25 protein-coding genes, 1 tRNA gene and 1 pseudogene are annotated in these 25,080 nt (G+C 38.2%); 10 read left to right on the forward strand and 17 right to left on the reverse strand.

Annotated elements, in window-relative coordinates; all coding sequences use genetic code 11:
• Window positions 1–153: pseudogene (locus HNQ37_RS08530) on the forward strand (IS30 family transposase); the annotation flags it as partial.
• Window positions 154–337: 184 nt separating this feature from the next.
• Here the strand turns inward: HNQ37_RS08530 and HNQ37_RS08615 are convergent.
• Both HNQ37_RS08615 and HNQ37_RS06330 read right to left on the reverse strand, forming a co-directional pair.
• Window positions 338–478 (reverse strand): hypothetical protein, encoded by a 141-nt coding sequence (locus tag HNQ37_RS08615; RefSeq protein ID WP_183540416.1) that lies wholly within the window; start codon window positions 476–478, stop codon window positions 338–340.
• A gap of 271 nt (window positions 479–749) precedes the next feature.
• A complete protein-coding gene (locus HNQ37_RS06330; protein WP_183540418.1) occupies window positions 750–1,025 on the reverse strand; it encodes a hypothetical protein in 276 nt (91 codons plus the stop codon).
• Window positions 1,026–1,177: 152 nt separating this feature from the next.
• Here HNQ37_RS06330 and HNQ37_RS06335 point away from each other — a divergent pair, with 152 nt between their 5' ends.
• A complete protein-coding gene (locus HNQ37_RS06335; RefSeq protein ID WP_183540420.1) occupies window positions 1,178–1,339 on the forward strand; it encodes a hypothetical protein in 162 nt (53 codons plus the stop codon).
• 233 nt (window positions 1,340–1,572) lie between these two features.
• Entirely contained in the window at window positions 1,573–2,121 is a 549-nt protein-coding gene (locus tag HNQ37_RS06340; protein WP_183540422.1) for an LbetaH domain-containing protein, read from the forward strand.
• A 1,194-nt stretch (window positions 2,122–3,315) separates the two neighbouring features.
• On the opposite strand, the gene rpsI is transcribed toward HNQ37_RS06340, so the two are convergent.
• Both rpsI and rplM read right to left on the reverse strand, forming a co-directional pair.
• Window positions 3,316–3,708 carry a 30S ribosomal protein S9 gene (gene rpsI, locus HNQ37_RS06345; protein ID WP_183540424.1) on the reverse strand — a complete coding sequence of 131 codons (393 nt, stop codon included), beginning with the start codon at window positions 3,706–3,708 and terminating at the stop codon, window positions 3,316–3,318.
• 18 nt (window positions 3,709–3,726) lie between these two features.
• The gene (rplM, locus tag HNQ37_RS06350; protein WP_414672534.1) at window positions 3,727–4,173 is read right to left on the reverse strand and encodes a 50S ribosomal protein L13; all 447 of its coding nucleotides are present in this window, start codon (window positions 4,171–4,173) and stop codon (window positions 3,727–3,729) included.
• Window positions 4,174–4,551: 378 nt separating this feature from the next.
• Here rplM and HNQ37_RS06355 point away from each other — a divergent pair, with 378 nt between their 5' ends.
• The 4 genes from HNQ37_RS06355 (at window position 4,552) to HNQ37_RS06370 (ending at window position 7,512) form a co-directional block, all read left to right on the forward strand.
• Entirely contained in the window at window positions 4,552–4,983 is a 432-nt protein-coding gene (locus HNQ37_RS06355) for an RNase H family protein (RefSeq protein ID WP_183540429.1), read from the forward strand.
• A gap of 11 nt (window positions 4,984–4,994) precedes the next feature.
• Complete coding sequence (lepB, locus tag HNQ37_RS06360) at window positions 4,995–5,648, forward strand: signal peptidase I (RefSeq protein ID WP_183540431.1); 654 nt, start codon at window positions 4,995–4,997, stop codon at window positions 5,646–5,648.
• A 148-nt stretch (window positions 5,649–5,796) separates the two neighbouring features.
• Window positions 5,797–6,630, forward strand: coding sequence for an HAD family hydrolase (locus HNQ37_RS06365; protein WP_246415621.1), 834 nt, complete (start codon window positions 5,797–5,799; stop codon window positions 6,628–6,630).
• A 330-nt stretch (window positions 6,631–6,960) separates the two neighbouring features.
• On the forward strand, window positions 6,961–7,512 hold the full coding sequence (locus tag HNQ37_RS06370; protein ID WP_183540433.1) for a TetR/AcrR family transcriptional regulator: 552 nt from the start codon (window positions 6,961–6,963) through the stop codon (window positions 7,510–7,512).
• 114 nt (window positions 7,513–7,626) lie between these two features.
• On the opposite strand, the gene tsf is transcribed toward HNQ37_RS06370, so the two are convergent.
• From tsf to HNQ37_RS06395, 5 genes are all read right to left on the reverse strand, one after another.
• Window positions 7,627–8,658 (reverse strand): translation elongation factor Ts, encoded by a 1,032-nt coding sequence (gene tsf, locus HNQ37_RS06375; protein WP_183540466.1) that lies wholly within the window; start codon window positions 8,656–8,658, stop codon window positions 7,627–7,629.
• A gap of 82 nt (window positions 8,659–8,740) precedes the next feature.
• Window positions 8,741–9,535: a 30S ribosomal protein S2 gene (gene rpsB / locus HNQ37_RS06380; RefSeq protein WP_183540435.1), complete on the reverse strand. Its 795-nt coding sequence runs from the start codon at window positions 9,533–9,535 to the stop codon at window positions 8,741–8,743.
• 365 nt (window positions 9,536–9,900) lie between these two features.
• Window positions 9,901–10,710, reverse strand: coding sequence for a CbiQ family ECF transporter T component (locus HNQ37_RS06385; RefSeq protein WP_183540437.1), 810 nt, complete (start codon window positions 10,708–10,710; stop codon window positions 9,901–9,903).
• Window positions 10,703–11,557, reverse strand: coding sequence for an energy-coupling factor ABC transporter ATP-binding protein (locus HNQ37_RS06390; RefSeq protein WP_183540439.1), 855 nt, complete (start codon window positions 11,555–11,557; stop codon window positions 10,703–10,705). The genes HNQ37_RS06385 and HNQ37_RS06390 overlap by 8 nt, the downstream gene beginning before the upstream one ends.
• 17 nt (window positions 11,558–11,574) lie before the next feature.
• Complete coding sequence (locus HNQ37_RS06395) at window positions 11,575–12,408, reverse strand: energy-coupling factor ABC transporter ATP-binding protein (protein WP_183540442.1); 834 nt, start codon at window positions 12,406–12,408, stop codon at window positions 11,575–11,577.
• 199 nt (window positions 12,409–12,607) lie between these two features.
• Between HNQ37_RS06395 and HNQ37_RS06400 the strand changes: the two genes are divergently transcribed.
• The 3 genes from HNQ37_RS06400 to HNQ37_RS06410 all read left to right on the forward strand — a co-directional run bounded on the left by HNQ37_RS06400 (window position 12,608) and on the right by HNQ37_RS06410 (window position 15,128).
• A complete protein-coding gene (locus HNQ37_RS06400) occupies window positions 12,608–14,104 on the forward strand; it encodes an ABC transporter permease (RefSeq protein ID WP_183540444.1) in 1,497 nt (498 codons plus the stop codon).
• Window positions 14,105–14,117: 13 nt separating this feature from the next.
• Window positions 14,118–14,783 (forward strand): ABC transporter ATP-binding protein, encoded by a 666-nt coding sequence (locus HNQ37_RS06405; RefSeq protein WP_183540446.1) that lies wholly within the window; start codon window positions 14,118–14,120, stop codon window positions 14,781–14,783.
• 257 nt (window positions 14,784–15,040) lie between these two features.
• A tRNA-Ser gene (locus HNQ37_RS06410) sits at window positions 15,041–15,128 on the forward strand.
• Between the two features lie 414 nt (window positions 15,129–15,542).
• On the opposite strand, the gene HNQ37_RS06415 is transcribed toward HNQ37_RS06410, so the two are convergent.
• The 8 genes from HNQ37_RS06415 to HNQ37_RS06450 form a co-directional block, all read right to left on the reverse strand.
• Window positions 15,543–16,277, reverse strand: coding sequence for an amino acid ABC transporter ATP-binding protein (locus HNQ37_RS06415; protein WP_183540448.1), 735 nt, complete (start codon window positions 16,275–16,277; stop codon window positions 15,543–15,545).
• A 12-nt stretch (window positions 16,278–16,289) separates the two neighbouring features.
• Window positions 16,290–16,976 carry an amino acid ABC transporter permease gene (locus HNQ37_RS06420; protein WP_183540450.1) on the reverse strand — a complete coding sequence of 229 codons (687 nt, stop codon included), beginning with the start codon at window positions 16,974–16,976 and terminating at the stop codon, window positions 16,290–16,292.
• A 50-nt stretch (window positions 16,977–17,026) separates the two neighbouring features.
• A complete protein-coding gene (locus HNQ37_RS06425; protein ID WP_183540452.1) occupies window positions 17,027–17,836 on the reverse strand; it encodes a transporter substrate-binding domain-containing protein in 810 nt (269 codons plus the stop codon).
• Between the two features lie 183 nt (window positions 17,837–18,019).
• The gene (gene nrdG, locus HNQ37_RS06430; RefSeq protein ID WP_183540454.1) at window positions 18,020–18,619 is read right to left on the reverse strand and encodes an anaerobic ribonucleoside-triphosphate reductase activating protein; all 600 of its coding nucleotides are present in this window, start codon (window positions 18,617–18,619) and stop codon (window positions 18,020–18,022) included.
• Window positions 18,619–20,865 carry an anaerobic ribonucleoside-triphosphate reductase gene (nrdD, locus tag HNQ37_RS06435; RefSeq protein ID WP_183540456.1) on the reverse strand — a complete coding sequence of 749 codons (2,247 nt, stop codon included), beginning with the start codon at window positions 20,863–20,865 and terminating at the stop codon, window positions 18,619–18,621. Before nrdD ends, nrdG begins: the two co-directional genes overlap by 1 nt.
• Window positions 20,866–21,008: 143 nt before the next feature.
• On the reverse strand, window positions 21,009–21,485 hold the full coding sequence (locus HNQ37_RS06440) for a hypothetical protein (protein ID WP_183540458.1): 477 nt from the start codon (window positions 21,483–21,485) through the stop codon (window positions 21,009–21,011).
• Between the two features lie 69 nt (window positions 21,486–21,554).
• Window positions 21,555–22,709: a mannitol-1-phosphate 5-dehydrogenase gene (locus HNQ37_RS06445; protein WP_183540460.1), complete on the reverse strand. Its 1,155-nt coding sequence runs from the start codon at window positions 22,707–22,709 to the stop codon at window positions 21,555–21,557.
• Window positions 22,710–22,776: 67 nt separating this feature from the next.
• Window positions 22,777–24,834 (reverse strand): PTS sugar transporter subunit IIA, encoded by a 2,058-nt coding sequence (locus HNQ37_RS06450; RefSeq protein WP_183540462.1) that lies wholly within the window; start codon window positions 24,832–24,834, stop codon window positions 22,777–22,779.
• Between the last annotated feature and the right edge of the window lie 246 nt (window positions 24,835–25,080).

Here is a 25,080-nt window from a genome sequence, read left to right on the forward strand (position 1 = left end):
GAGAATCATAACCGCATGATCAGACGTTTCTTACCCAAAGGAACAAAACAAACAACAGCTCAGGCTGTTGCCAAGATTGAGACTTGGATGGCTCATTATCCAAGAAAAATGTTCAAGTATCAGACACCACTTCAGATGTATCGGGGTGGCTAAATTAAATTTGCAATTTGCAATTTAGAATTCACATTAAAAGACTGGTGTGAGTGTTCTTACGACATTTATTCAAAAATCAGTAATATCAAGGGTTTACAGGCAGTTAAGAAGCAATATTTATCTCTAGAAATTGAATAATCCTATTATATTTTTAGAACGTTCTTGCTTATGGAATGTCCTTTTTCTACTTCAACCAGAGATGAAAAGTCAAATGAACAATGCAATTGCTTTCGCCAACCAAAAGGGCGATGCCAACAAGATCACGACCTGCGCCAATCTCAGCATCGGGCTGGCGCAAGAAGGAAAAGAGGCTGCTGATGGACAAGGTTCTAAACGAGCTACCACCCCGGCAAGGGCGTCAATCTCATGCCCGCCAATATCGAGCTTCCCGGCATGGAGTTTTCGCTCGTCAACGTGCTGGCCGCAGCGCTGACATCGCACTCATTCCCGTTCAGGCGCAGTACCTTCCGGTCAAGGACCTCGCGAACAGCTTTTGCAAACGGTTAATAAGGTTCATCAGTAGATCAACCTTAAGCTCAAAATCGACAGCATTCTGCTGACAATGTCAGACAGCTGTACCAACTATTCCAAAGAAATCAGCGCACGGCTTCAAAGGAAAGGCTGCCAAGGCAGACCGGGAGCTGAACAAGGACGGTGTTGAAGATTGAAAGTAGTGCCAAAAATATAAGTCTGAACAGCACGATAATATTATCTCCACGGAAGAAACCTGCGAGGACGCCAAGAGGGAAAAGGTCATGGATATGCCACTTTCGGTGTTGCACCCGTTTCCCGACCATTCGTTTCAGGTGTGGGACGATGATTTCATGAAAGAAACCGGGTAGAGCATCAGGAATATGGCGTGTTGGTTTCAACCATTGTCCGTCCCCCGCGCAAGCGGTGGTTATGAGCTAGTTCTGGGTGAAGTCCATGACACGCTTTCACCCTGTTCTCAAAAAATACCAACTGACGTAGACTGTGAAGACGGAAACCCAACCCCGTCGATACGATTATGTCGGGGACGAAGATGAAGAATCCGATCCGAATGATGGATGATCTGATTTACCAGATGAGGGAACCGAGCAAAAAGATGAACCGGAGACTTCCGATGGTGAAACGGAGCGGAAGAACGATTGGTCTTTTTTCATTGACAGCCCTTCGAGCGAATTATAATGCAAAGCCACAGTAAAGGTGGGAAGAACGGCCTCTCGTCCCACCTAAATGCAATCCTGAACATTTTCATGATTGTTGCCTAGGCATTCCCATCACATCTAAGGCCGACAAGCCGGATCAACGATGTTCCGGCTTGTTTTAGATGAGTGAGCGTGTTAAAATATTCTGAGTATGAATTTCCGATTGAACCTGAAGAACTATAACATAATTGATCGGTTCGTGACTAAGCAAGAATAGAGGGTTATTATTATGGAAGAGATGACATTTGAGGAACTGTTGGAAATCAACTGTTTCTCTGCCAATACGGCAGAAAAAGCAAAAGCCGCAAATTTATTGGAACAACGTTATTGCTGCGAAATTCGTTGTGCTGATATGGATAAGAGTGTTCTTTTCGCACACCATGCACGCGGTTGTACAATTGTAGCCGCTAAAATTTGCAAGAACGTTGTAATTTATCAGAACGTTACAATTGGCTCAAATATGCGATACAATAAACCACATAAGCAGTGGGAAAACGTAGGAAGTCCGATTCTCGCAGAGAATGTCATCGTTGCGGACGGGGCCAAGATTTTAGGACCAGTTATCATTGGCATGAATACTGTCGTTGGGGCGGGTGCAATTATTACCAAGAGCATTCCGGCAAACAGCGTTGCATTCGGCGTTAATCAATATAAGCCCAAAGATCCGGATTACGACCTTGTATTCAATTCAGATATGATTTCTGGTGAAGGAATCATGAAGGTTGATCAAAAACGTGTAGATGAATTCAATAAGGCACAGGAGTCTAGGGACCAGTAAGCCTTACTAAACTTATTTATGCTAAATTTCAATTTGCCGAAACATTACACTTTCCATAATGAGCAGCATTACAGAAGCTGGAATGACAGCATCTCAAAGTAAATAATTGCTGCCATGTAAGGGCAATCGAGAAATCGGTTGCCTTTTTTGCATGCCAATGCAGAAAGGAAAAAAATTAAAACTTGCAATCACTGAAAAACCCTAGAGCATAGCAGCTGTGATCAGTGCGGTGACCGATAGCTAGAACATAGGTTGCCGCCACTCTGTCGGAGGAAAACACCCTGGCACTCAAGTTTTATTGGAAAGTAAAGGAATTAAACATCAGGGAAAAACACTTGCATCGATTCCTACAAGCGGAGCAGCTCCACAATCACGAAAATCCGCTCCTTACAAGAATACTGCGAGAACGTGCCTAACTTCGGACTCCATCTCCTACAAACACAAAAGAGAGACTTAAACACGATGTAGGTAAAAATTGAATATTTAATCGTAAAAGTGTTCAAAATTGGTTGTCTTTTTATTTCTAAGAATTTACTTATTGTAAAGATATTGCTAACTAGCTAAATGATAAAACTGACATAAAAACAGCTAAAAACTATTACCTAATTGGAATGATGAGATTAATAAAAGATTCAAAATTGTATTTTTTCTTCAGGTTTCTCAGTTGGTCGTAAACAAATTTACTTAATTGAAGAACATGATAAAAGAAAGTCCTTGAATAACTATTATTTTGCTTTCTCGTTCTAATTCTAATAATTGGAATTGGCTTTCATTTATCTTGACCCATTTCGTGAAAATCCCTATTAAATTGAAGGAAATACTGGATTTCTTGATTACATTTATTTCAAATGGGAACTGTGCGAATTTTCAATGCAAGAAGAACTAAAGCAGTTTGACATTGAATAAACCAATATACAACTTATTTTTACTTATATTGATCGCAAAGACAGTATTAATCAGACGCTTCACACTGGCCGCCTTAACTATCATTGAATGAATGAATAGCTCACTGGCATCAAACAAATTTACGCTATACAGGTGGCACTTACTAACCAGTCTGAAACGGTCTTTGAACAAATTTAAGAAATGCTAACTTATAGCAAATATTAATATTATTAAAACTGGTACCAACTCAAAAAAGACGCTTCACAAATTGATTTGTGAAACGCCTTGAACATTGATATATAAATAAAATTAACGTTTTGAAAATTGTGAAGCTTTACGAGCTTTCTTAAGACCTGGTTTCTTACGTTCAACCATACGAGCGTCACGAGTCAAGAGTCCAGCGCGTTTGAGTGATTGACGGAAGTCAGGATCCACTTCAAGAAGGGCACGAGAGATACCATGACGGATAGCTCCTGCTTGACCTGATTTACCACCACCATTAACGTTTACGAGTGTATCATAACCGCCTTCAGTTTGAGTAGCAGCAAATGGTTGATTGATGACCAAACGCATTGCTGCAGATGGAATGTATTCTTCAACATCTTTGCTGTTTACAATAATTTTACCTGTGCCGGGTACGAGACGTACGCGAGCGACTGCATTTTTACGACGGCCTGTGCCGGCATATTGAACTTGTGCCATTTAAATGTACGTCCTTTCTTAGATAATGCCTGAGATATCAAGTGCTTCAGGGTTTTGAGCTGCATGGTTGTGTTCTGCACCACCATAAACATGAAGTTTCATGCCTTGAGCACGACCCAAAGTATTCTTTGGAAGCATGCCCTTAACAGAAAGTTCAATGAGCTTCCATGAAGCTGTATCACGGAGCGCACCAGCTGTTGTTTCTTTCAATCCGCCTGGATATTGGCTATGATGACGATATTTCTTGTCAGTTGCCTTTTTACCAGTAAGTTTAACCTTGTCAGCATTGATAACGATAACGAAGTCGCCCATATCAGCATGCGGTGTAAAAGTTGGTTTGTTCTTGCCACGGAGGATGCTGGCAACAACTGAGCTAAGACGTCCAAGTGAGATATCAGTAGCATCAATTACATACCATTTTCGATCCGCATTTTGAGCATTGCCCATAAATGTCGTTTTGTTGATCATTTGTATTTTCCTTTAGATTTGTTTGTTTACAAGCAGGTGTAAGAATCCTACTAGGTATTTTTGGGTTCCGGGGCCACAAAAATGGGGTAAACAATACCGTTGAGTATAATAACATAAAATTTGGCAATGGTCAAGTAAAAGTATTGACACAGTATAAAGTCCCTCGTATTTAGAACGTTAAAGGACCTTAATCAAAAACTTCAATGTTTTCTCTTATCAATTATACTTGTAAAATTTAATGATTTTCCCTGACTTGAATTTTTATCCTTTTTTTGAAATAAATTATTCAATTTTCGACATTACAAGGGCTTACTTGACATTATAGCCCCGTCTGTAAATTTTGAATTAATTTATTATCTATGTTAAAATATCGGCATGACTGCACGTATTTTTAAAATGTACACTGATGGCTCTTTTAACATTGCAACTTCTGTTTATGGTGGTGCTTATTGCATTCCTAATCTTCTTGAAGGCTCTTTCTCTGGTAAAGATCCCAAGTTGGCTACTTCACGAAACGTTTCGGGAGAGTGCATCGCAGTCATTCGTGGAATTAAAGCCTTGATTGACAAAGAAAAGCTCATTTCTGGGGATAAGGTCATTGTATATCATGACTACACAGGATTAGCTGACTGGGCGGAAGGGCGATGGAAAGCTAAAAAGGCAGTTTCACTTAAATATGTCCAGTCGATTCAGCTTTTTCGAAGCAAAGGACTAATCATAGAATTTAAGAAAGTGGCTGCGCACACGGGTATTCCAGAAAATGAAAAAGTCGACCGTTTAGCAAAAAAAGCCGTCGGTCTTATATAGGAAGAAATGTAATGATAAAATTTTTAAAAGAATGGCTTCCACTGATAGTAGTTATTCTACTTATCCTTCTCAGTCGTGTCTTTATCTGGGACAGCGTCAAAGTTGATGGCCCTTCAATGGATCCAACTTTAGCCAATGGAAACCGTTTGATCATGCTCCGAGTGGGCGGAATTGAACGCGGTGATGTTGTAGTCGCACAAGAAACTCTTAACCAAACACTTAAAAATGACCCAATGGCAACTTCCGGGAAAACTATTGTTAAACGTGTAGTGGGAATGCCTGGTGATATTCTTGTATTCAAAGCTGACACGCTTACTATTAACGGGAAAATTTACTCACAGCCTTGGCTCGAAGACTATAAATCTCAATTTGTTAATGGAAAATTGGCAAATACCTATTTGACCGGTTCTTCAATGAGCAACTTGACAACCGCCGATCGTCAATTCTTTGCTGACACCGCAACTACTTCTAAAGCTTTTACCGTTGATAATTCTGGAAATCCCGATTTCACCCTGACAGTTCCAGAAGGTCGATACTTCTTAATGGGGGATGATCGAATTGTCTCTGCAGACAGTCGCTTGGTCGGAACCTTTACAAAATCCCAGTTGAAAGGCAAGGTCATTTTCCGATTCTTACCGTTTAATAAAATTGGAACAATCCAATAATTAACAAAACTCCTAGAAAATCTGACAAATCCGTCAAACGTGAAGCATGTTTTTCTCTTAGCTTTAGGGAGTTTCTTTCATTGCTATCCGTTAACTCAACCAGCCAATGCTACTGGTGAAGACGAGAGTTATGCTATAATTTTTATTAATGAAATATCAAACTACTATGCCAGAAAATCAAAAGATAATTGCCATTGACCTTGATGGAACGACGCTCATGAGCGACAATACCATCAGTGATTACACCAAGGATATTTTTCATAAAGTTGAAGAAAAAGGACATCTCATTGTCATTGCCACTGGGCGTCCTTACCGTCTAGCCATTGATATATATCGCGAACTCAAACTAACCTCACCCATGGTTAATTTTAATGGAGCTACTGTAACTCTGCCAAGTGATAAAGACTGGAAATATACGCATAAGCGCTATATTCCGAAGGATTTTGTTTTTGATCTTTTGCGTCATCAGCAGAACTTTGAGCTTGATTTTATTGGTGCAGAATATCGTCGTAAATTTTATCTTAACAATTTTCAAGGAGTTAGTCCTGCCGTCTTCGGTGTGAGCAAATTTAAAGCCTATAATCATCTACGACTTAATCGTTTAACTAGCGATCCCCACGCCGTTTTGCTTTCTACTCGAAATCCTGACCGAGTTGGGCAAGCCGAGAAAATTCAAAATCATTATGGTGATCAAGTTTCTGTATCAGCCTGGGGTGGACCTGACAGCATTCTTGAGGTCGTGCCACATGGAGTCAATAAAGCTTATGGGCTTAAAAAACTCGTTGAAGCACTTGATTACAAAAAAGAACAACTCATCGCCTTTGGTGATGAATATAACGACGTGGAGATGTTTCAATTCGCTCAAACAGGTTATGCTATGAAAAATGCTTCCGAAAGGCTTATTGGACATGCCGACGAAATTCTTCCTTGGACAAATAATGAATCAGGTGTTGCAAGAAAATTGGAAGAGTTATTTTTATAAACAGTTTACTTCAAAAGTCTCAACTCGTTATAAATTGATTATTGAAAGTCAATTTGTATATTTTTTTATATTTTAAATATTTTTAGACATTATGTCTAAATTTTATTTTATTAAAATATTTCATTCACTAATATCAATCGATTTCAAAACTTTTTTGGACAGTTCAAGTCATTTTTGGTTTAGACATGTTTCTTTTTTTGCTCACAATATATTTGTATAACTTTGACTAACTATGTATTTTAGTATAAGATAGAGTTTGAATTGTGGTTGTCTAGTTTTTGGGTCACACAAATCAATTCAATACTATCTTTAGAAAATTGGTGTAATATTATGAAAAACGATATGCGTAGAGATCGCACGAAGAGACTTCTTCGGGATGCTATGACAGAACTCCTTGGCGAGAAATCTTTTGATCAAATTACAACTTCTGAGCTTGTAAAACGTGCAGGAATCAGCCGCTCTGGATTTTATACTCATTACTCTGATAAGTATGACATGATTGAATTTTATCAACAGATTCTTTTTAACACTATCCAATATGTCTTTGAAAAGAATAAAGGAAATCTTCGTGAAACCTTGCTTGAGACTTATGAATTCCTGAATAATAATGAGATCTATGCTGCACTACTCTCAGAAAATGGGAGCAAGGAAATTCATAATTTTATCTTGCAAAAGTTAACTAACTTGATTGAAGAGACCGTTTATCCTTTCCTTGATTCACGTAAAGGAGCTGGGAAAGTTGGAGACACCTATGCTAAAATTTACTTTGCCAATGCTGTTTTTGGGTTGACTCAAGCTTGGATTCGTCGAAATCGCAAGGAAACGCCTGCTGAAATGGCCAACCTCTTTGTAACTTTAGTTGGATCAGAAGTTGTTCGATAAACTAAAATTTGAAGGTGTCGACTCGACATCTTTTTATTTTGTCTCAATTCTCTTGAAAAGAAGTAAAAAAGCATGATCAATTACGACCATACTTTTCATATTAATAGATATTAATTACAAACCAGCTTGTGCTGCAACTTCTGCTGCGAAATCATCAACTTTCTTTTCAATACCTTCACCCACTTCAAAGCGTGAAAAACTGATAACCTTAGAACCTTTTGACTCAAGAAATTTTTCAACGGTATTTGAATCGTCCATCACATAGAGTTGTGACAACAGTGTGTATTCTTGGTCAACCTTAGTGTTATCAGTGATGTACCGTGCAATCTTGCCAGGCAAAATGTTGTTTTCGATAACTTTTTCAGGCTTACCTTCCGCAATTAACTCAGCCTTCAATTTTGCTGCAACCTTTTCTAGGTGAGCATCATCAAATTCAAGACGTGAACCAAAGTCTGGGAATGGCAATGGTTCCTTCCCAACCATAGCACGCGACTCATTGTCTAATTCAATCTTGTGCTTCATTTCTGCAACCTCTGAGTGAATGAAGTCTTCATCAAGTTCATCGTAACTCATGACTTGTGGATTCATTGCCGCAATATGCATTGCGATAGCCTTTGACAATTCAGCGTCACCACCTTCAAGCACTACAACAACACCAATACGTCCACCGTTGTGTTGGTAAATACCAAAAGTTTGCTCGTCTGTCTTTTCAAGCAACGAGAAACGACGGAAGCTAATCTTCTCACCGATTGTTGCAGTTGCTGCAACAAACGCTGATTCTATTGTGTCTCCTGAAGTAAGTGTAAGTTTCATTGCAGCTTCGTTATCGACGGGTTTGCTCTTAGCAATGACTTCAGCTGTCTCGTTTACAAGGTTGATAAATTGATCATTACGTGCAACGAAATCTGTTTCTGAGTTTACTTCGACAAGGGCGGCTACGTTTCCTTCTATTGAAATACCTGTCAAGCCTTCAGCAGTAATACGATCAGCCTTCTTTGCAGCTTTAGCTTCACCTTTTTCACGGAGAAATTCAGCAGCTTTTTCCATATCTCCATCTACTTCAACGAGGGCCTTCTTTGCATCCATAACGCCAGCACCCGTTGTTTCACGGAGTTCTTTTACCATTTTAGCAGTAATTTCCATTATATTATCCTCTTTGTTTTTTAAAAAATAACAGGTGAGGCGTAGGCCTCGCCTGTTAATAGCTTGCAATTATTTGTTTTTTTAATTACTCTTTACCTTCAACAAGACTTTGTAGTTCCTCAAGAGATTCTTCTGATGCTTCCACATCAGTTTCTTCAGTTTCAACTTCTACCTTGTCAGCCTTAGCAACTGCATCTTCACCTTGACGACCCTCGATGATTGCATCAGCAACCATACCTGTGATTAACTTAACAGCACGGATAGCATCATCGTTTGCAGGAATGATTACATCAATTGGATCTGGATCTGCATTTGTATCAGTCATCGCGACTACGGGAATTCCCAAAGTCTTAGCTTCTTTAACCGCAATTTGTTCTTTATGTGGATCCACAACAAACATAAGATCTGGGATACGAGGCATATCAGCGATACCACCAAGGAAGCGTTGTAGTTTTTCACGTTCTTTGTTCAAAAGAACAACTTCCTTCTTAGGCAATATGTCAAAAGTACCGTCTTCTTCCATCTTGTTAATATTTTTGAGTTGTGCAATACGTTTTTGGATTGTATTCCAGTTTGTTAAAGTACCACCAAGCCAACGGCTGTTTACGTAAAACATACCAGCACGTGTTGCTTCTTCAGCAATTGCTTCTGAAGCTTGCTTCTTAGTACCAACAAATAATACTACTGCACCTTGGCTAGCTGCATTCTTAACATAGTGATAAGCGTCGTCAGCCAGTTTTACTGTCTTTTGCAAATCGATAACATGAATACCATTACGTTCTGTGAAGATGTATGGTTTCATTTTTGGGTTCCAGCGACGAGTTTGGTGACCAAAGTGTACACCAGCTTCGAGTAGCTGTTTCATTGAAATAACTGTCATGTCATTTCTCCTTCTTTTAAAATAGTTTTTTCCTCTATCCAACATCTCCCGCTGCCGCAACTATTGCTAGCACTACGACTTTGTCAGTCGAATATGTGAAGTGGTTGTCAATTGTTCACAACGACAACGTGTGTATTATACAGGACTTGGAAGATTTTGTCAAGACAGACTTTTTACTTTAGAACAAAGAAAAAACACTGATATAGAAAGTGATTTTTATCTTTAATAATTTCAGCGGCCATGTGAGCTAGTAACATTATTTAGTAGACTCTTGTCTTAAAATTTATTTAAAGCCTAGTTTCTAACAGTTATTGAAAATTTGGGTTCAATCTCTGTGCGAGTATTAATCATCAACAAGGCATAGATCAATACCAATACCAAAATTGTCTCCAAGCTAGGAGAATAACCATTACAATGAACAGAACGAGAACTGACAAAGTATCTCCAATTTGCCACTTTAATGCTCTATATTTACTTCTACCATCACCACCTTGATAACCACGTGCCTCCATAGCGACTGCTAAATCATCTGCACGGCGAAAGCTGCTTACAAAGAGGGGAATTAAGATTGGAATCACTGATTTGATTTTCTGAACTAGATTTCCTTCACCAAAATCCATGCCACGCGCACGTTGAGCATTCATAATCATGGTAGTATCATCCATCAAAGTTGGAATAAAGCGGAGACTGATTGATAGCATAAGTCCTAACTCATGAACGGGGACTTTAACTTTCTTCAAGGGGGCAAGCCCCATCTCAATACCGTCTGCCAAGGTTAGAGGAGGGGTAGTTAAGGTAAGGATTGTTGACATAAAGATAATTAAGACAAACCTAAAGAAGATATAAATACCGTTGATGATTGACTCTCGAGTGATATCAATGATCCAAAGATGAAAGATCTCATGTGTCCCTGGCGTGAATAGAACTTGGAAGATCAAAGTAAAAAGGATCAAACCAAGCATTGGACGAAGACCACGCAAGAAGTAACCAATCTTTATCTTTGTCAAGAAAATTGCAGTAAAAGTATAAACAAGTAATACTGAATAGCCAAGCCAATCATTTGCCAAAAAAAGAATAAAAACAAAGGCAATCATAACAAGGAGCTTTGACCGAGGGTCCATACGATGTATAACGCTATCTCCAGGAATGTAGCGCCCCATAATAAGCTTATCCACGTTTGAGCCTACTTTCCAGTTGAACAACTAGCTCTTGTTGTGTAGTCGGAAGTTTTTCAAAATCAAGCCCCCGTTTTTGAAGTTTCAGGGCAAAACTTGTTGCTTTGGGAAGTCCCAACTGATGTTTCAGAAGAAATTCTGGTCTCTGGAAAACCTCTGAAGGCAGACCAGACAATATAATGTGACCTTTTTCAAGTAAATAAACCTCATTCGCATAATCTGCCACATCATCCATATTGTGAGTAACTAGGACAACTGTCATCTTTTGCTCAATATGAAGGTTATAAAACATATTCATCATTTCAAGTCGTGCTTTAGGGTCAAGTCCAGCTGTTGGCTCATCTAAAACAAGGACTTGCGGTTGCATAGCTAGAATCCCTGCAATAGCCACACGTCGCATCTGCCCACCTGAGAGTTCAAATGGAGACTTTTCAAAAAATTCTTCCGCAATTCCAACTCGGTCCAACATTTCTCGAGCGGTTTTTTCGGCTTCTTCTAGAGAAACGCCAAAGTTTTTTGGACCAAAGGCGACATCTTTGAGTACTGTTTCTTCAAAGAGCTGAGCCTCTGGGAATTGAAAAACCACTCCTACCCTCTTACGTGCCACTTTGATATCCTTTTGTTTACTCTCAGGCTTGATTTCCAAGTCACCTATCATAACCGTTCCCTGAGTTGGCTTAAGCAAAGCATTCAAATGCTGGATGAGCGTTGACTTGCCTGACCCAGTATGACCAATTAGAGCAGTGAAGCTTCCATCTTTTATTTTCAGATTAATATCAAAGAGCGCCTTACTTGCGAAAGGCGAATTAGGCTGATATTCAAAAGAAACATTTTTAAATTCAATCATTTTTTTATATTTAACAATCAGTTTAAATTTTTTAAAACTGCTTCAACTAGTTCATCATCAGTCAGATAAGTTGCAGGTAAATCAAAACCATGCTGGTGAAGTTCGTGGGCAAGACTGGAAGAGAAGGGCAGGTCAAGGCCAAATTCAATTAGATCTGTTTGCTCCGAAAAAAGTTGGGAAGGACTTGAGTTTCGAACAATTTGTCCTTGTTGCATTACGAGGATGCGATCGGCATGACTCGCTTCTTCAAGATCATGAGTAATGGATATCACAGTTAAATTATACTTATCCTTAATTTCACGAATTACTTGCATAATCTCATCATGACCAGTTGGGTCAAGCATGGATGTTGCCTCGTCCAGAATTATGATCTGTGGGCGTAAAGCAATAACTCCAGCAATGGCAACGCGTTGCTTTTGCCCACCTGAGAGTCGTGCTGGTTCTTTTGTTTTAAAATCCAGCATATTAACTTGTCCAAGTGCTTCTTCAACACGTTTCAGCATTTCTTCACGAGAAATCCCTTGATTTTCTAGGCCGAACGCAACATCATCTTCAACAGTCGCCCCAACAAACTGGTTATCAGGATTCTGAAAGACCATCCCAATCTTACGACGCAAGTCCCAAACATTTTCCCGGTTGAGAGTCTCGCCACATATCTTAACAATACCCGCTTCTGGCTCCAGAAGTCCATCAATTATTCGAGCTGTGGTTGACTTTCCTGATCCATTTTGCCCAATTATCGCTAACCATTCCCCTACGTTCACATCAAAAGACAAGTCACTCAATGTAGGCTCTTCTTGATTTTTCTCGTACCTATAATTTAAATCTGATATTTCAAGAACTTTAGTCATCTGACATATTGTACCAAAAAACTGAAATCTTAGTGCTCTTTTTTACTGAAAAATGTGAAAACATATACAAAATCTTAAAATTATCTTTTCGCCTAAAAACTTATTCCAATTGTAAGTTGATTTTAAGAAATTAAAATTACTATTTGGCTAGTGAAAATATTCTTCACACCTAATAAGAATAACCATTGAGAGGAAATTTATGGATTTTATCAGACGGGCCTGGCTCTTTACAAAGGCTAAGATTTCTAGGACAATCTTACTTATCATTGCATTTACTGTAATATTAGTTTTTGTTCTTTCAGGATTAATCATTAACAGTGCTGCTAATCGATCAATTGACAATGCAAAGAAGGCGGCTGGTGCCACGGTCAATTTAGCAGTAAACATGCAAAACGTGATTAAACAAGCTCAAGCTACTTCTTCAAGTGGCACAGGAACTTCTAGCTCTAGCTCTACCCCTACTACTTCTGGAAATCACTTTGGAATTAGTCTTCCAACAATCTCTGAAGCAACAGCTCAAAAGATTGCTAACCTATCCAATGTTGCTTCATATAGCTATACTTACTCGGCCTCAGCTAGTGCTTCATCTGGTATCACAAAGGTTTCGGAATCAAGTACTTCTACAAATCAATCTACTGGTATGTTCGGAGGAGACCGTGGAGGACTTGGTGAACAAGGCGACTTTACAATCCAAGGTACAAACAATTTAACTAGTGATACAAGCTTTACAAACAGCTACAAAATTACCTCAGGAACAGGTATCACAAGCTCTGACGAGGGTAGCAATAATGTAGTCATCGAATCTACACTTGCTAGTCAAAACAATCTCAAAGTTGGTTCAACTTTTGTATTAACAGACTCAAACTCAAAGACTTACACAATGAAAGTTGTCGGAATTTTTACAACTACAAGCTCAAGTAACGAACAATCAATTTCTTATATGAACACAATGTATACAGCATTATCTGTACCTAACGCGATAAAAGCAACGACAGGTCAGATTTCAAGTGCAAGTTATTCAATGTCAAACCCGGCTGATTCGACCAAATTTGTGAAATCTGCCAATAAGCTTGTCAACAATAGTAGCTTTGAAGTCTCTGCCGATACTGCGGCTTATGATAATGTAAAAACATCCTTGTCAAACGTCGCTGGATTTGCAAAGAATATTGTTATTCTCGTAGCTATCGCTGGCGCTATCATTTTAGCCTTAATTGTAATGCTTATGGTTCGCGAACGACGTTTTGAGATTGGCGTTTTAATGAGCCTTGGTGAGACAAAAATAAAAATTATTGGTCAATTTTTCACAGAGCTCTTTATGGTGATGATTGTTTCAATTGTTTTTGCAACATCGGTTGGTGGCCTTGTAGGTAACGTGGTTGGTCAACAGCTTTTAAAACAAGAAGCGACAAGTGCCCAAACCTCGGTAAGCAATGGGATGCCTCAAGGCGCACAGACTAATAATCAAGGAAAATCAGCAATGGCTGCTGGCAATGGCTTTATAGGTCGGACCGGTCGAGCTTTTGGAATTGGACAATCTAGTTCACAAGTAAAGGCTTTAGAAAAACTTAACATTCAAATTTCTCCATCAGGAGTGGCGTTGTTGGTTGGTATTGCCATTTTGATTACTTTAGTTGCAGTCGGATTAGCCTCTATTGGAATTTTACGACTGAACCCTAAACAAGTTTTAACGAATTAAGAGGTAGCTAATAATGACACTAAAAATTGAGAATATAACTTATTATTATACAAGTCCTGAAGATTACCTCTTTAAAGATGTAACCGAAGAATTTTTACCGGGCACTATGTATGCAATCTTAGGTCAATCCGGTTCGGGGAAGACCACTTTACTTTCTCTACTGGCTGGACTTGATACGCCCAAAGGTGGTGGAATTTCATTTAATGATAAAGCTGTTAAAGGTATGGGCTTGACCAATTATCGCAAAAAGACAGTTTCCACGGTCTTTCAAGCCTACAATTTGCTTACCTATATGTCGGCATTCCAGAATGTCAAAACAGCGGTCAAAATTTCTGGTGTTAAATTTCCAGACGAAAAGGCCGAAATTACGGAAGCTCTTGCTAAAGTCGGTTTGGGTGAAGATTTAATCTACAAATCTGTTAGCAAACTTTCAGGTGGTCAGCAACAGCGTGTTGCCATTGCTCGAGCACTTGTCCTAAATCATGAAGTTATTATTGCCGATGAACCAACTGGAAACCTTGATGAGGAGACCACTTCGCAAATCGTGGCATTATTTAAAAAGATTGCCCACGAAGATAATAAAATTGTAATTATTGTCACTCATGAAAACGAAGTTGCAAAATCTTCTGATGTTATCTATCAATTGAAGCACAAAAAGTTTGAAAGGCAGACGAATTAGAAAGTAAAAGTGATCAAAATGATGCGCATCTAGTAAGTTAGACTTTTATCGAAGTAGAAATACTTCGATTTTTTAATTTGAATAAGTAAACCAATATTCAATTGAATTCATTCAGTTTAATTTTTTTTGATTCAATTGGTATTGTAATACTCAATCCATGTCAGAATTATCATTGCAATTCCTTTGCTATTATTTGCAAATCAGATTAATTTTGCTAAAAACAAAGATTTTTGGTAAAATGCTATAGGCAACAAGATGGAAGGATGTCCGAGAGGCTGAAGGAGCACGCTTGGAAAGCGTGTAATGGTGTATAATCATTCGCGGGTTCGAATCCCGTTCCTTCCTTAAATTAAGCCACTACAAAGCTTGAGTTTGCTTGTAGCGACGAAAAGTTAAGTATACTTATTTAGCTGAATAAATACTCAAGTACATCAATATGCTTGAGTATTTTTTTCTTCATAAGCAATAAATTTGTTTTTGACAAAATCTGTATTTGTTTAACGTGCTTAAACAAATCGCTATTGACTGGATTAGCAGGTGTACAACATAAAACAAATTAATTTAAAGCTGAATATGTCCAAATACTGTATCAATCAACTTATTCAAAATATTAAAAAATCGAAGTATTTCTACTTCGATAAAAATTTAGTTTTTAGGTTAATTACACTAAGGCCCGCTAGTTATTTCTCACTGTATTCTAGTCCTTGTTCACCTGTTTTACAATATTCCATGTAAATACACCTTAGGTAGCATAGTTGCTTAAAGTACTTTTGATAAAAAATCTTGTGTTCTTTGTTCTTGAGGATGGTCAAAAACCTGGTTTGGAGTTCCCTGTTCAACAATAACACCATCTGCCATAAAGATGACCCGATCAGCTACATTACGAGCAAAACCCATTTCGTGAGTAACAACAACCATAGTCATCCCTTCTAGAGCAAGTTCTTGCATGATAGAAAGTACTTCTCCTACCATTTCTGGATCTAGGGCTGAAGTTGGCTCATCGAAAAGCATGACATCTGGTTGCATGGTTAAAGCACGAGCAATGGCAACACGCTGTTGCTGACCACCTGAAAGACTCTGAGGATAAGCATTAACCTTATCCTCTAGCCCAACCCGAGAAAGCATTTCTTTTGCCTTTTTTTCAGCCTCTGCTTTAATCATTTTTTTATTCTGGACTGGAGCCAAGATGAGATTATTAAGAACGGTCATATTTGGGAAAAGGTTAAATTGTTGAAAAACCATCCCCATTTTTTCGCGATGGCTAAAGACATCAACTGATTTATCAGCAATGTTAGTTCCTTCAAAATAAACTTCTCCCTTAGTTGGTGCTTCTAAGAGGTTCATGCATCTCAAAAAAGTTGATTTTCCAGATCCCGAAGGGCCAATCATAACGACAACTTCACCTTTTTTAATTTGAATATCCAAGCCCTTTAAGACTTCGTTTTTCCCAAAATACTTATATAAATTTTTCGTTTCAATCAAAAATTCACTCATTGTTTATCCTTCTTACTTTATATAGCCCTTACCAAGTCTTTTTTCGAATCTTGCCATGACTCTTGATAGGAAGAAACAGACGACAAAATAGTATGCAGCTGCAATAAGATATGGAGAAATCGTTTGATAACTCAAATGTGCAACTGTGGTTGCTCCATTAAAGACTTCGATAATCCCAATTGTATAGAGAAGTGAGCTATCCTTTATTATAGTCACAAATTCATTCCCTACTGCTGGTAAAATATTCCGAATTGCTTGAGGTAAAATAACCTGAGTCATCGTTGAGGTTGGGCGGATTCCTAGCGAATATGCTGCTTCACGTTGTCCTGCTGGAACAGCTTCTATGCCTGCACGTACGATTTCTGCCATGTAGGCTCCAGAATTTAAAGCTAAAACAAGGATACCAGGAATAAGACGGCCTAGATCCTCAGATAAGATTCCCACATTTAACTGTGGCCAACCTGTTCCCCCTATCAATAAGAAACCAATGGTGATCTGAATCAACATTGGTGTGTCTCGAAAAATTTCAATATAAGCATTTAAAATCCAGCGCAATGGGGCTATTTTTGACATCTTTCCAATCGCTGCAAGAACACCAATCAGAGTTCCTAAGAAAACAACGAAGAATGAAATAATTATCGTTACCAACATTCCATCGTTGAAATAGGCCCAGTATTGCCCTAGAAAATCAAAATTCATTTATGCTCCTTATATTTGTAACCCACACTTATTATATTGTAACCAACAATTTATTTTGTTGTTTGAGATGATAAATAATTTTTTTGAATAATCTGATTCATTTGACCTGATGACTTCAATTCTTTTATAGTAGCATTAATTTGAGTTTGAAGATTAGATGAACCCTTTTTCATTGCAACAGCCATTCCTGCCTCATCAGCGGTAACGGGAATTTTTACGTTAGCAATTGCAAGATCAGAATTGTTTTGGACATATGCTTTAGCAATCATATCCTCAAGAACAGTTCCTGCAATTTTTCCTTGTTGTACTTCTGCAATTTCATCACCAGCATCAGCAAGTGATACAAGGTTTGAGTCCTTAATTTGATCTTTAATTGCTGTTTCTTGAGTAGATCCTGTTTGGCCGGCCAAGCTTAAGCCTTTAAAGCTAGATAAAGAAGTATACTTACTCAAATCAGACTTTTTTACAACAATTTCATTATATGGTGTGTAATAAGTTGTTGAGAAATCAAATGACTTTTTACGAGTTGGATTGGCAGAAATAGCTGATATAGCTACATCGGCCTTACCTGATGAGACAGCTGCTAAGGTATTATCAAAACTCATTGTAGAAATCTCAACCTTGACTCCTAGCTTCTTTGCAATTTGATTAGCAAGGTCAATATCTGCGCCCACTACTGTGTCTTTCCCATTTACTACCGATTTATACTCAAATGGTGGATAGTCTGGGCTAACAGCAACAACAATTTTTTTATTGTCTTTAATTGATTGAAGACTATCACTTGAAGTTGAGCTGCATGCAGCAAGTGAAAGTCCTGCTCCTATTACTGCGGTAATTGCTACAAATTTTTTAAAATTCATTTTTGATCTCCTAATTTTTAAATTATGTGTATTATTATACATTTAATTTTATAAATATCAAGAACTTAATTTTAATTTTAGAATTTTTATTCATTTTTTTACGAAAATTTTCCTATTTTTTGCATATTTTCTGAAATATATAAAAAAGAATGTATAAACACTCTTCTTCAAAATTCAAAAATATTAAATTAACTTTTCTTTATGTATTTGCTCAACAGGCATTACTGGATCATTCAACTTATCCCAGATATGAATCTGACCTTCCTTTATGGAACTTTTAACATCAATTATTCTTTGATTTGAGGAACCTCGAAATTGTAAATTGAGATTCTTCTTCGCCAACTCAAAGCGTCCATCAACCAGAATATCTATCAAACTTAACATTTCTAATTTGTCCTCGGTTTCAAGTTGAAGTTCTTCCCAACTATAGCCCGTCCAAGACCAAATATCTTTGTTAGGAAGTTCTTTTCTTACTCTCTTAATCAAAGGTAGTAATGTTCCAGTATTAAGAAAAGGTTCACCACCAAGAAGAGTCAAACCTTGCACATAAGGTTGAGATAGGTCTGAAATGATGCGTTCCTCAAGTGCTTGGGTGTAAGGAGTGCCATAGCGAAAGCTCCAAGTTGCTTGATTATAACACCCCTCACAGTGAAACATGCAGCCAGAAACATAGAGACTGCAACGAACTCCTTCACCGTCTACGAAGTTAAAGGGTTTGTAATCGGCAATATAGTCCTGCGTTAACTCTGAGGACTGCCATTCTTTTGGATTAGGATTATTCATTATTTTTCTATAAAGTATTTACTCTTTTTCTCGTCAACATCAATTGAATTAATTGTTTCTCCATTTGCTAGAGAACCTACAGAACCATTCATATGCTTCACTCTATTAGAGATTTCAGTATGCCGTCCATGTACCATTGGTCGAGCTTGAGGATTTCCTAAGTAGCCACATGTTCTTTTTACAACATCACAGGTTTTTGGGTCATCATTACCACATTGTGGGCACTTAAATCCACGTTCGGTTGGTTTAAAATCGCCCTCAAAACCACATGCATAGCATTGATCAATCGGTGTGTTGGTCCCCAGATATCCAACTTTATCATAAGCATAGTCCCAAACTGCTTCCAGTGCTTTGGGATTCTGTTGAATCATTGGATATTCACAGTAGTGGATGAAGCCACCATTGGCATAGACTGGATAATCTTTCTCAAAATCAAGTTTCTCAAATGGAGTTGGGTTTTTTCGAATATCATAGTGGAAAGAATTCGTATAGTAGTCTTTATCTGTGATATCTGCAACTGAACCAAACTTCTCCTTATCCAAGCGACAAAAACGATCAGTCAGGCTTTCTGAAGGAGTACTGTAGACAGAGAAATGATATCCATATTCTTTCGACCATTCCAAACAGTCTTCATGCATCCGTTTAACAATTTGCAATGTAAAGTCTTTTGCTTCTTTGTTGCTTTCCCAAATTGGTCCATAGAAAGTGGTTGCAACTTCATAAAGACCAATATACCCTAAAGAAACTGTAGCTCTTTCGTTTTTGTAAAGATCATCTACCTTACCTTCTGCATCAAGTCGACCTAATGCACCATTCATAAAAAGGATTGGAGCATTCTTGGGACTAGCTTCTTTAGCCCGATCAACACGAAAAACCAATGCATCTTTGGCAATAGCGATACGTTCATTAAAAATTTTCCAAAATTTTTCTTTATCCCCTGCAGCTTCAAGAGCAATACGAGGTAAATTGAGCGTTACGACACCAAGATTATTACGTCCTGCTGTGACTTCATTTCCTTCTGCATCCTTCCAGCCTTGCAAAAAGCTGCGGCACCCCATGCTCGCCTTGAAGGAACCTGTTAATTCAACAATTTTATCATAACTCAGAACGTCTGGATACATACGCTTTGTTGCGCACTCCAAAGCCATTTGCTTAATGTCATAATTTGGCGTTCCAACCTCAAGGTTTAATCCGCGTTTCAATGTAAAAATCAGTTTTGGGAAAATGGCTGTTCGATGTTCAGAACCAAGTCCACCAATGCGCACTTTAAGAATTGCTTTTTGAATCTCACGTGCATACCAATCTTCACCAAGACCAAAGCCAACTGTCACAAAAGGTGTTTGTCCGTTACTTGTAAACAAGGTATTAATTTCATACTCCAGAGATTGCATAGCATCATAAATATCTTTAGAGGTCTTCTCAATAGCATAAGTTTCACGCTTAGTAGAAGTATCAATCCACTTTTCAGCATCGCGCAGATGCTTTTCATAATTGAGTTTTGCATAAGGAGCAAGCACTTCATCTGCTCGATCAAAGCTACAACCACCATATTGTGAACTGGCTACATTGGCAATAATTTGTGACGCTTGTGCAGTCGCTGTTTGAATACTCCTAGGACTGTCAACTTGCGCATTACCTAACTTAAAGCCACGCTCGAACATGTTCTTAAAGTCAATCAAGCAACAATTCGACATCGTCGTAAACGGAGAATAGTCCAAATCATGATAATGAATATCTCCCTTTTGGTGGGCATTAGCTACATGTGGAGGCAACATTTTAAGACCAATTGCCTTTGCCACGGCACCTGCTGTTAGATCACGCTGAGTGTTGAAAACATTACTATCTTTATTAGCATTTTCGTTGACAACTGTTGAATCACGTTTTAAAAGTTTACCAACTGTGTAATTAATATCAGTGGCTTCATTGCGGGCAAAATCACGGGCAGTTCTGTAAGACACATACTTCTTTGCTAACTCGTGTTCATCTGAATCAATCAACATCTGCTCGACGATAGCTTGGATTTCATAAATTTTGACATTCTTATTAAAACGATCGTAAATTTCTGTCACAACTTCTTCTGTCAGTATTGAAAGTTTCCCCTTATCAAATGACTGGTCAAGCTCGTCAGCCGCTTTTTTTAATGCTTCGAAAATCTTTGTAGCATCGAAATTCACGAGCCGACCATCGCGCTTCATGACCTGCATTGCCCGATTTTCTACTTCATTCGTTTCTGTCAAAATTTTCATAATTGCCTCGTTTCTATTAGAATTATAATAACATTTTAAAATAAAAAAATCTACTGTATTTAGTAGATTTTCGTTTTATTTACATAATTAATAACTATATGTAGTGCTACAAATAATTAAGAACAGTCTCATATCAGACTGTCTCAATTCTTATTCTTCCTTTTTGTAACTCCTTTTAAAATTGAAGTTGGATAGGTTACTTTGATATCTGGGTGTTTTTTTCTTAGACCTGAGCTTGTTCTAAAACAAAAGACAATTGCAGCAATCGTCAAAGCATAATTAATTAGGAGTAATACCCCAAGAACTGTTGTTGGAAGATAAATTCCGAACAAGGAAAGTCCTATCCCTATTAAGCCAACAATATTTAATCCATAGATGCAGAGAGGCCCAATTATTGAAACGGAAGCCTTAGATGATGCAATGTGGGCACGAACCGCATAGTAGATTCCTAAAAGACCAATGAAGCTACCAGCATATGATAGATAAAAGCCAAATATCTGCACCACATTGAGAAAAATCATAACGAGAACTACAATAGCGGCACTTTGATTGAAACTAATTGCTTCAGAAATTAGTTTACTTTGTAAAACACTCTTCTCTTGGTTAATTGTTTTAATCATTACTCAAATTATATCATAGAAAAAACCGATGAACCTAATCCATCGGTTTTTCTCAAATTTTAAATAAAACTATTTTGCATATTTTTTTACTGAAGAAATTACTTCTGCAATAAGTTTGTCATCTTTAAGACCCGTAACTTCTTTAACAACGGCTTCGAGTGGCATAGAAGCTAATTTTTCTTGAAGTTCAACAGCTTGAGGATCCTCAATGTCAACATAAGCAAAGATCTTTCCTACGATATCCATGTGTGCAAAATAATCAAGGCCACGTTCATTCAATTCGCGGATCGGGCGTATAAAACGCTCATCATATCCAAGTTTACGAATAGGTGTGCGACCAACACGTGTAACTTCATCGATGATTTCTGGATTGGCAAAACGTGAAATGATGATATCGTGGTATTCAACCAAACTTTCTTCAGTGAAGTATTCTCCCCACTTTGCCAAGAGCAAGGCTCTAGTTTCTTTTTGAATAGCTTTCAAAGCTGCCACAATTTCTTCATGCTGAAGACCTTCAAGGATTGTCTTGTAACCATTGTACGCAGAGTTATAAGCGACTGTGGCATGACCTGAGTTGACTGAGAAGAGCTTACGCTCGATGAAAGGTTCCAAGTCTGTTGCATAATGTACACCTTCCAGACGAAGTTCTGACTTCGTTTGTGACTCATCAATGACCCATTCATGAAAAGGTTCAACTTCAACATAAAGTGGATCTTCATGATGTTGACCTGGTACAATCCTATCAACGGCTGCATTAGGGAAGCCAATATAGTCATTTGCCCAGTTCTCTTCTTCAGAACTTAAGAACGCAACTATCTTTTCCTTTAGAAATTCGGTTCCTCCAATCATGTTTTCACAGGCAGCAATATCTAAAGCCGAAGTATTACCTGCGACTTTACGTGCTTTAATACCAGAAGCAATCAATTCTGCAATAAAAGGCAATATATTTGGTCCGATAGCGGTTGTAACCATATCTGCTTCAGCAATGGCAGCAACCACTTCTTCAGGATTTTCACGGTTATTGATACCGCGAACATTGTCGATTGCAATCTTTTCATGATTTTGATCGGCAATTCCGATTTCATAGCTGTGGCGTACATTGAGAGCATCGATCACAGTTGCATTAACATCTACAAAAGTAATCTCAAAATCGTTTTGATGGAGAATTTCTCCTATAAATCCCCGACCAATATTACCAGCACCAAAGTGAACAGCTTTTTTCATTCTTCAATTTTCCCTTCATTTCAGGATAAAAGGCCGCAAGTTTGCAAGCCTTTTATCTTTATAATTCTTAATCCTCGAAATAAGCAGCAATTTCTTCAACAGATTTTGCATCTGCCAACTTGGCAACATTGTCCAAATCAGAGCAGAAGATGGAAATGCGTTGAATCAAATCAAGGTGTTCATTACCAATACCAGCAATACCAAACAAGACAGTTGCAATTTGTTCATTTTTCTCATCGCCAAAGTTGACACCTTTTGGTACTTGAACAATCGTAATACCTGTCTTCAAGACATCTTTTTTAGCTTCATCAGTACCGTGAGGAATTGCGATTGAATTCCCCATATAAACGGAGAGGTCTTCATTCCGTTTGATCATTGCAGGAACATATTCCGGTTTAACATACCCACCATCAACTAGAAGTTGACCACAAAAACGAATTGCGTCTTCCTTAGTTGCAAACTCTTGATTAATTTTAATCAAATTATGGTCAAGCTTGAAGGCTTTCTTTTCTTCAACTTCACCTTCAACAACTTCAACAGAATTTCCAGTTGCACCTGCTAAAAGTTCATTAACAACCTGATCATAAACTGGTGAAGCCATGAAGTTATCAACTTGATAACGGATGGCATCGGGTGCTTTCTGACGAGCACGTTCCGCAAGTTGAGCTTGTGTCACAACAATTGCATCAGGGCCAGCTACGAGATTTGCCACTGCTACATTAGTAACGTCTTGAGGTAAACCAGCTTTTTTTACTTTATCACGCAAAATTGAAGCACCCATTGCTGATGATCCCATGCCTGCATCACAGGCAAAGATAACATGCTTAACACCTGAGAAATTTGCAGCCGCATTTGAGTTTGTTGTAGTTGTTTTGCCTTTGGCAACTGCCTTTGCATCAGCAACAGCTTCCTGAGCAGCTTCAAGATCTTCGTCTGTTGATTTATCACGACGAATTATGAAAGCTGAGATCAAGAATGAAACAAGAGCTGAGAGTGCAACCGCTAAGAGAATACCAAGCAAGTTGCCAACATTACCGTTAGGTAATGAGACACCAATTAAGGCAATAATTGATCCAGGTGCTGCAGGGCCTACTGTACCAACATGTAATAGGCTGGTAGTCAATGTACCTGTCACACCACCAAGAGCAACTGACAAGAATAGAGCTGGCTTCATCATAACAAATGGGAAGTATATCTCATGAATACCACCGATAAATTGAATGATAATAGCACCTGGTGCAGAAGCCTTAGCAGTTGATTTACCGTAAATCCAGAAAGCCAAGAGAACACCAAGACCAGGGCCTGGGTTGTTTTCTATCATGAAAAGATTACTAAATCCATGAGCAGCTACTTGTCCTAAACCAATTGGAGCAAGGATACCATAATTTATGGCATTGTTTAAGAAGAGAATTTTAGCTGGATCAACAAAAATATTAGTTAAAGCAATCAGGTTATTCTTCTGTAAGACATCAACGGCAGCTGAAAGGACATTTGTCACGCCACCAATCACTGGTCCAACAATAAAGACTGCAAAAATTGCAATAAACATTGCCATAAAGCCAGCAGAGAAGTTGTTGACTAACATTTCAAGACCAACTTTAGTTCTTGGTTGAGCCCATGCGTCAAATTTCTTAATTAACCAAGCACCTAGAGGGCCAAGAATCATTGCACCAAGAATCATCGTTACATTTTGTGAGCTGACAGAGCCTTTAGCAGCATGAACTGTTATAATACCTGCATTTGTAATCGCAGTTTGAAGAACATCTCCTGCTTTCCAAATATCTGGGTTGGCACCACCTTGGTGAGTCGTTGCTGTAGCAATAATTGCACCAAATGCTGACACTGCACCAACAACACCACCACGGTGTTCATAAATTGTTTTACCACCGGTATAGGCAATCATAATTGGAATCAAGTAAGTTAGCATAGGACCAATCATGATAGCAATTTTACCCGTCCATGATGCAGCACTTGGCCAAATTAAATCAATCCAGCCACCGGGGGTTAGGAAGATGGATGTCAAAAATCCCCAAGCAATAAGGATAGGAATGTTTGGCATGACCATGTTTGATAGGAAAGTACCGACTTTTTGCACACGGACTTTCAATGAAACAGTTTCGTTCATAAGACCTCCAAAAAAAATATTTTAATAAATTACCACTTAATTGTAAAACGTTTTCAAATTAATTACAAGTTTGACCCCTCAAAGTGTATAAAAATAAAATTTTTTTATAGAAAAGAAGTTACGTTTATTGTAACTTCTCGTCATTTTTTATAAAGTGGCAAATTGCAAATTTAATTTAGCCACCCCGATACATCTGAAGTGGTGTCTGATACTTGAACATTTTTCTTGGATATTGATTCATCCAAG

Source organism: Lactovum miscens, assembly GCF_014202895.1.
In the GTDB taxonomy this organism is placed as follows: domain Bacteria; phylum Bacillota; class Bacilli; order Lactobacillales; family Streptococcaceae; genus Lactovum; species Lactovum miscens.

Excerpts from the sequence above, each read along its gene's own strand:
- lepB (WP_183540431.1), top strand. The coding sequence starts at position 4,995 with ATGATAAAATTTTTAAAAGAATGGCTTCCACTGATAGTAGTTATTCTA.
- rpsB (WP_183540435.1), bottom strand. The coding sequence starts at position 9,535 with ATGACAGTTATTTCAATGAAACAGCTACTCGAAGCTGGTGTACACTTT.
- HNQ37_RS06445 (WP_183540460.1), bottom strand. The coding sequence starts at position 22,709 with ATGAAAAAAGCTGTTCACTTTGGTGCTGGTAATATTGGTCGGGGATTT.
- HNQ37_RS06425 (WP_183540452.1), bottom strand. The coding sequence starts at position 17,836 with ATGAATTTTAAAAAATTTGTAGCAATTACCGCAGTAATAGGAGCAGGA.
- HNQ37_RS06395 (WP_183540442.1), bottom strand. The coding sequence starts at position 12,408 with ATGACTAAAGTTCTTGAAATATCAGATTTAAATTATAGGTACGAGAAA.
- HNQ37_RS06335 (WP_183540420.1), top strand. The coding sequence starts at position 1,178 with ATGAAGAATCCGATCCGAATGATGGATGATCTGATTTACCAGATGAGG.
- nrdD (WP_183540456.1), bottom strand. The coding sequence starts at position 20,865 with ATGAAAATTTTGACAGAAACGAATGAAGTAGAAAATCGGGCAATGCAG.
- HNQ37_RS06355 (WP_183540429.1), top strand. The coding sequence starts at position 4,552 with ATGACTGCACGTATTTTTAAAATGTACACTGATGGCTCTTTTAACATT.
- HNQ37_RS06365 (WP_246415621.1), top strand. The coding sequence starts at position 5,797 with ATGAAATATCAAACTACTATGCCAGAAAATCAAAAGATAATTGCCATT.
- HNQ37_RS06340 (WP_183540422.1), top strand. The coding sequence starts at position 1,573 with ATGGAAGAGATGACATTTGAGGAACTGTTGGAAATCAACTGTTTCTCT.
- HNQ37_RS06405 (WP_183540446.1), top strand. The coding sequence starts at position 14,118 with ATGACACTAAAAATTGAGAATATAACTTATTATTATACAAGTCCTGAA.
- HNQ37_RS06390 (WP_183540439.1), bottom strand. The coding sequence starts at position 11,557 with ATGATTGAATTTAAAAATGTTTCTTTTGAATATCAGCCTAATTCGCCT.
- HNQ37_RS06400 (WP_183540444.1), top strand. The coding sequence starts at position 12,608 with ATGGATTTTATCAGACGGGCCTGGCTCTTTACAAAGGCTAAGATTTCT.
- HNQ37_RS06420 (WP_183540450.1), bottom strand. The coding sequence starts at position 16,976 with ATGAATTTTGATTTTCTAGGGCAATACTGGGCCTATTTCAACGATGGA.
- HNQ37_RS06370 (WP_183540433.1), top strand. The coding sequence starts at position 6,961 with ATGAAAAACGATATGCGTAGAGATCGCACGAAGAGACTTCTTCGGGAT.
- nrdG (WP_183540454.1), bottom strand. The coding sequence starts at position 18,619 with ATGAATAATCCTAATCCAAAAGAATGGCAGTCCTCAGAGTTAACGCAG.
- HNQ37_RS06450 (WP_183540462.1), bottom strand. The coding sequence starts at position 24,834 with ATGAACGAAACTGTTTCATTGAAAGTCCGTGTGCAAAAAGTCGGTACT.
- rpsI (WP_183540424.1), bottom strand. The coding sequence starts at position 3,708 with ATGGCACAAGTTCAATATGCCGGCACAGGCCGTCGTAAAAATGCAGTC.
- HNQ37_RS06415 (WP_183540448.1), bottom strand. The coding sequence starts at position 16,277 with ATGAGTGAATTTTTGATTGAAACGAAAAATTTATATAAGTATTTTGGG.
- HNQ37_RS06440 (WP_183540458.1), bottom strand. The coding sequence starts at position 21,485 with ATGATTAAAACAATTAACCAAGAGAAGAGTGTTTTACAAAGTAAACTA.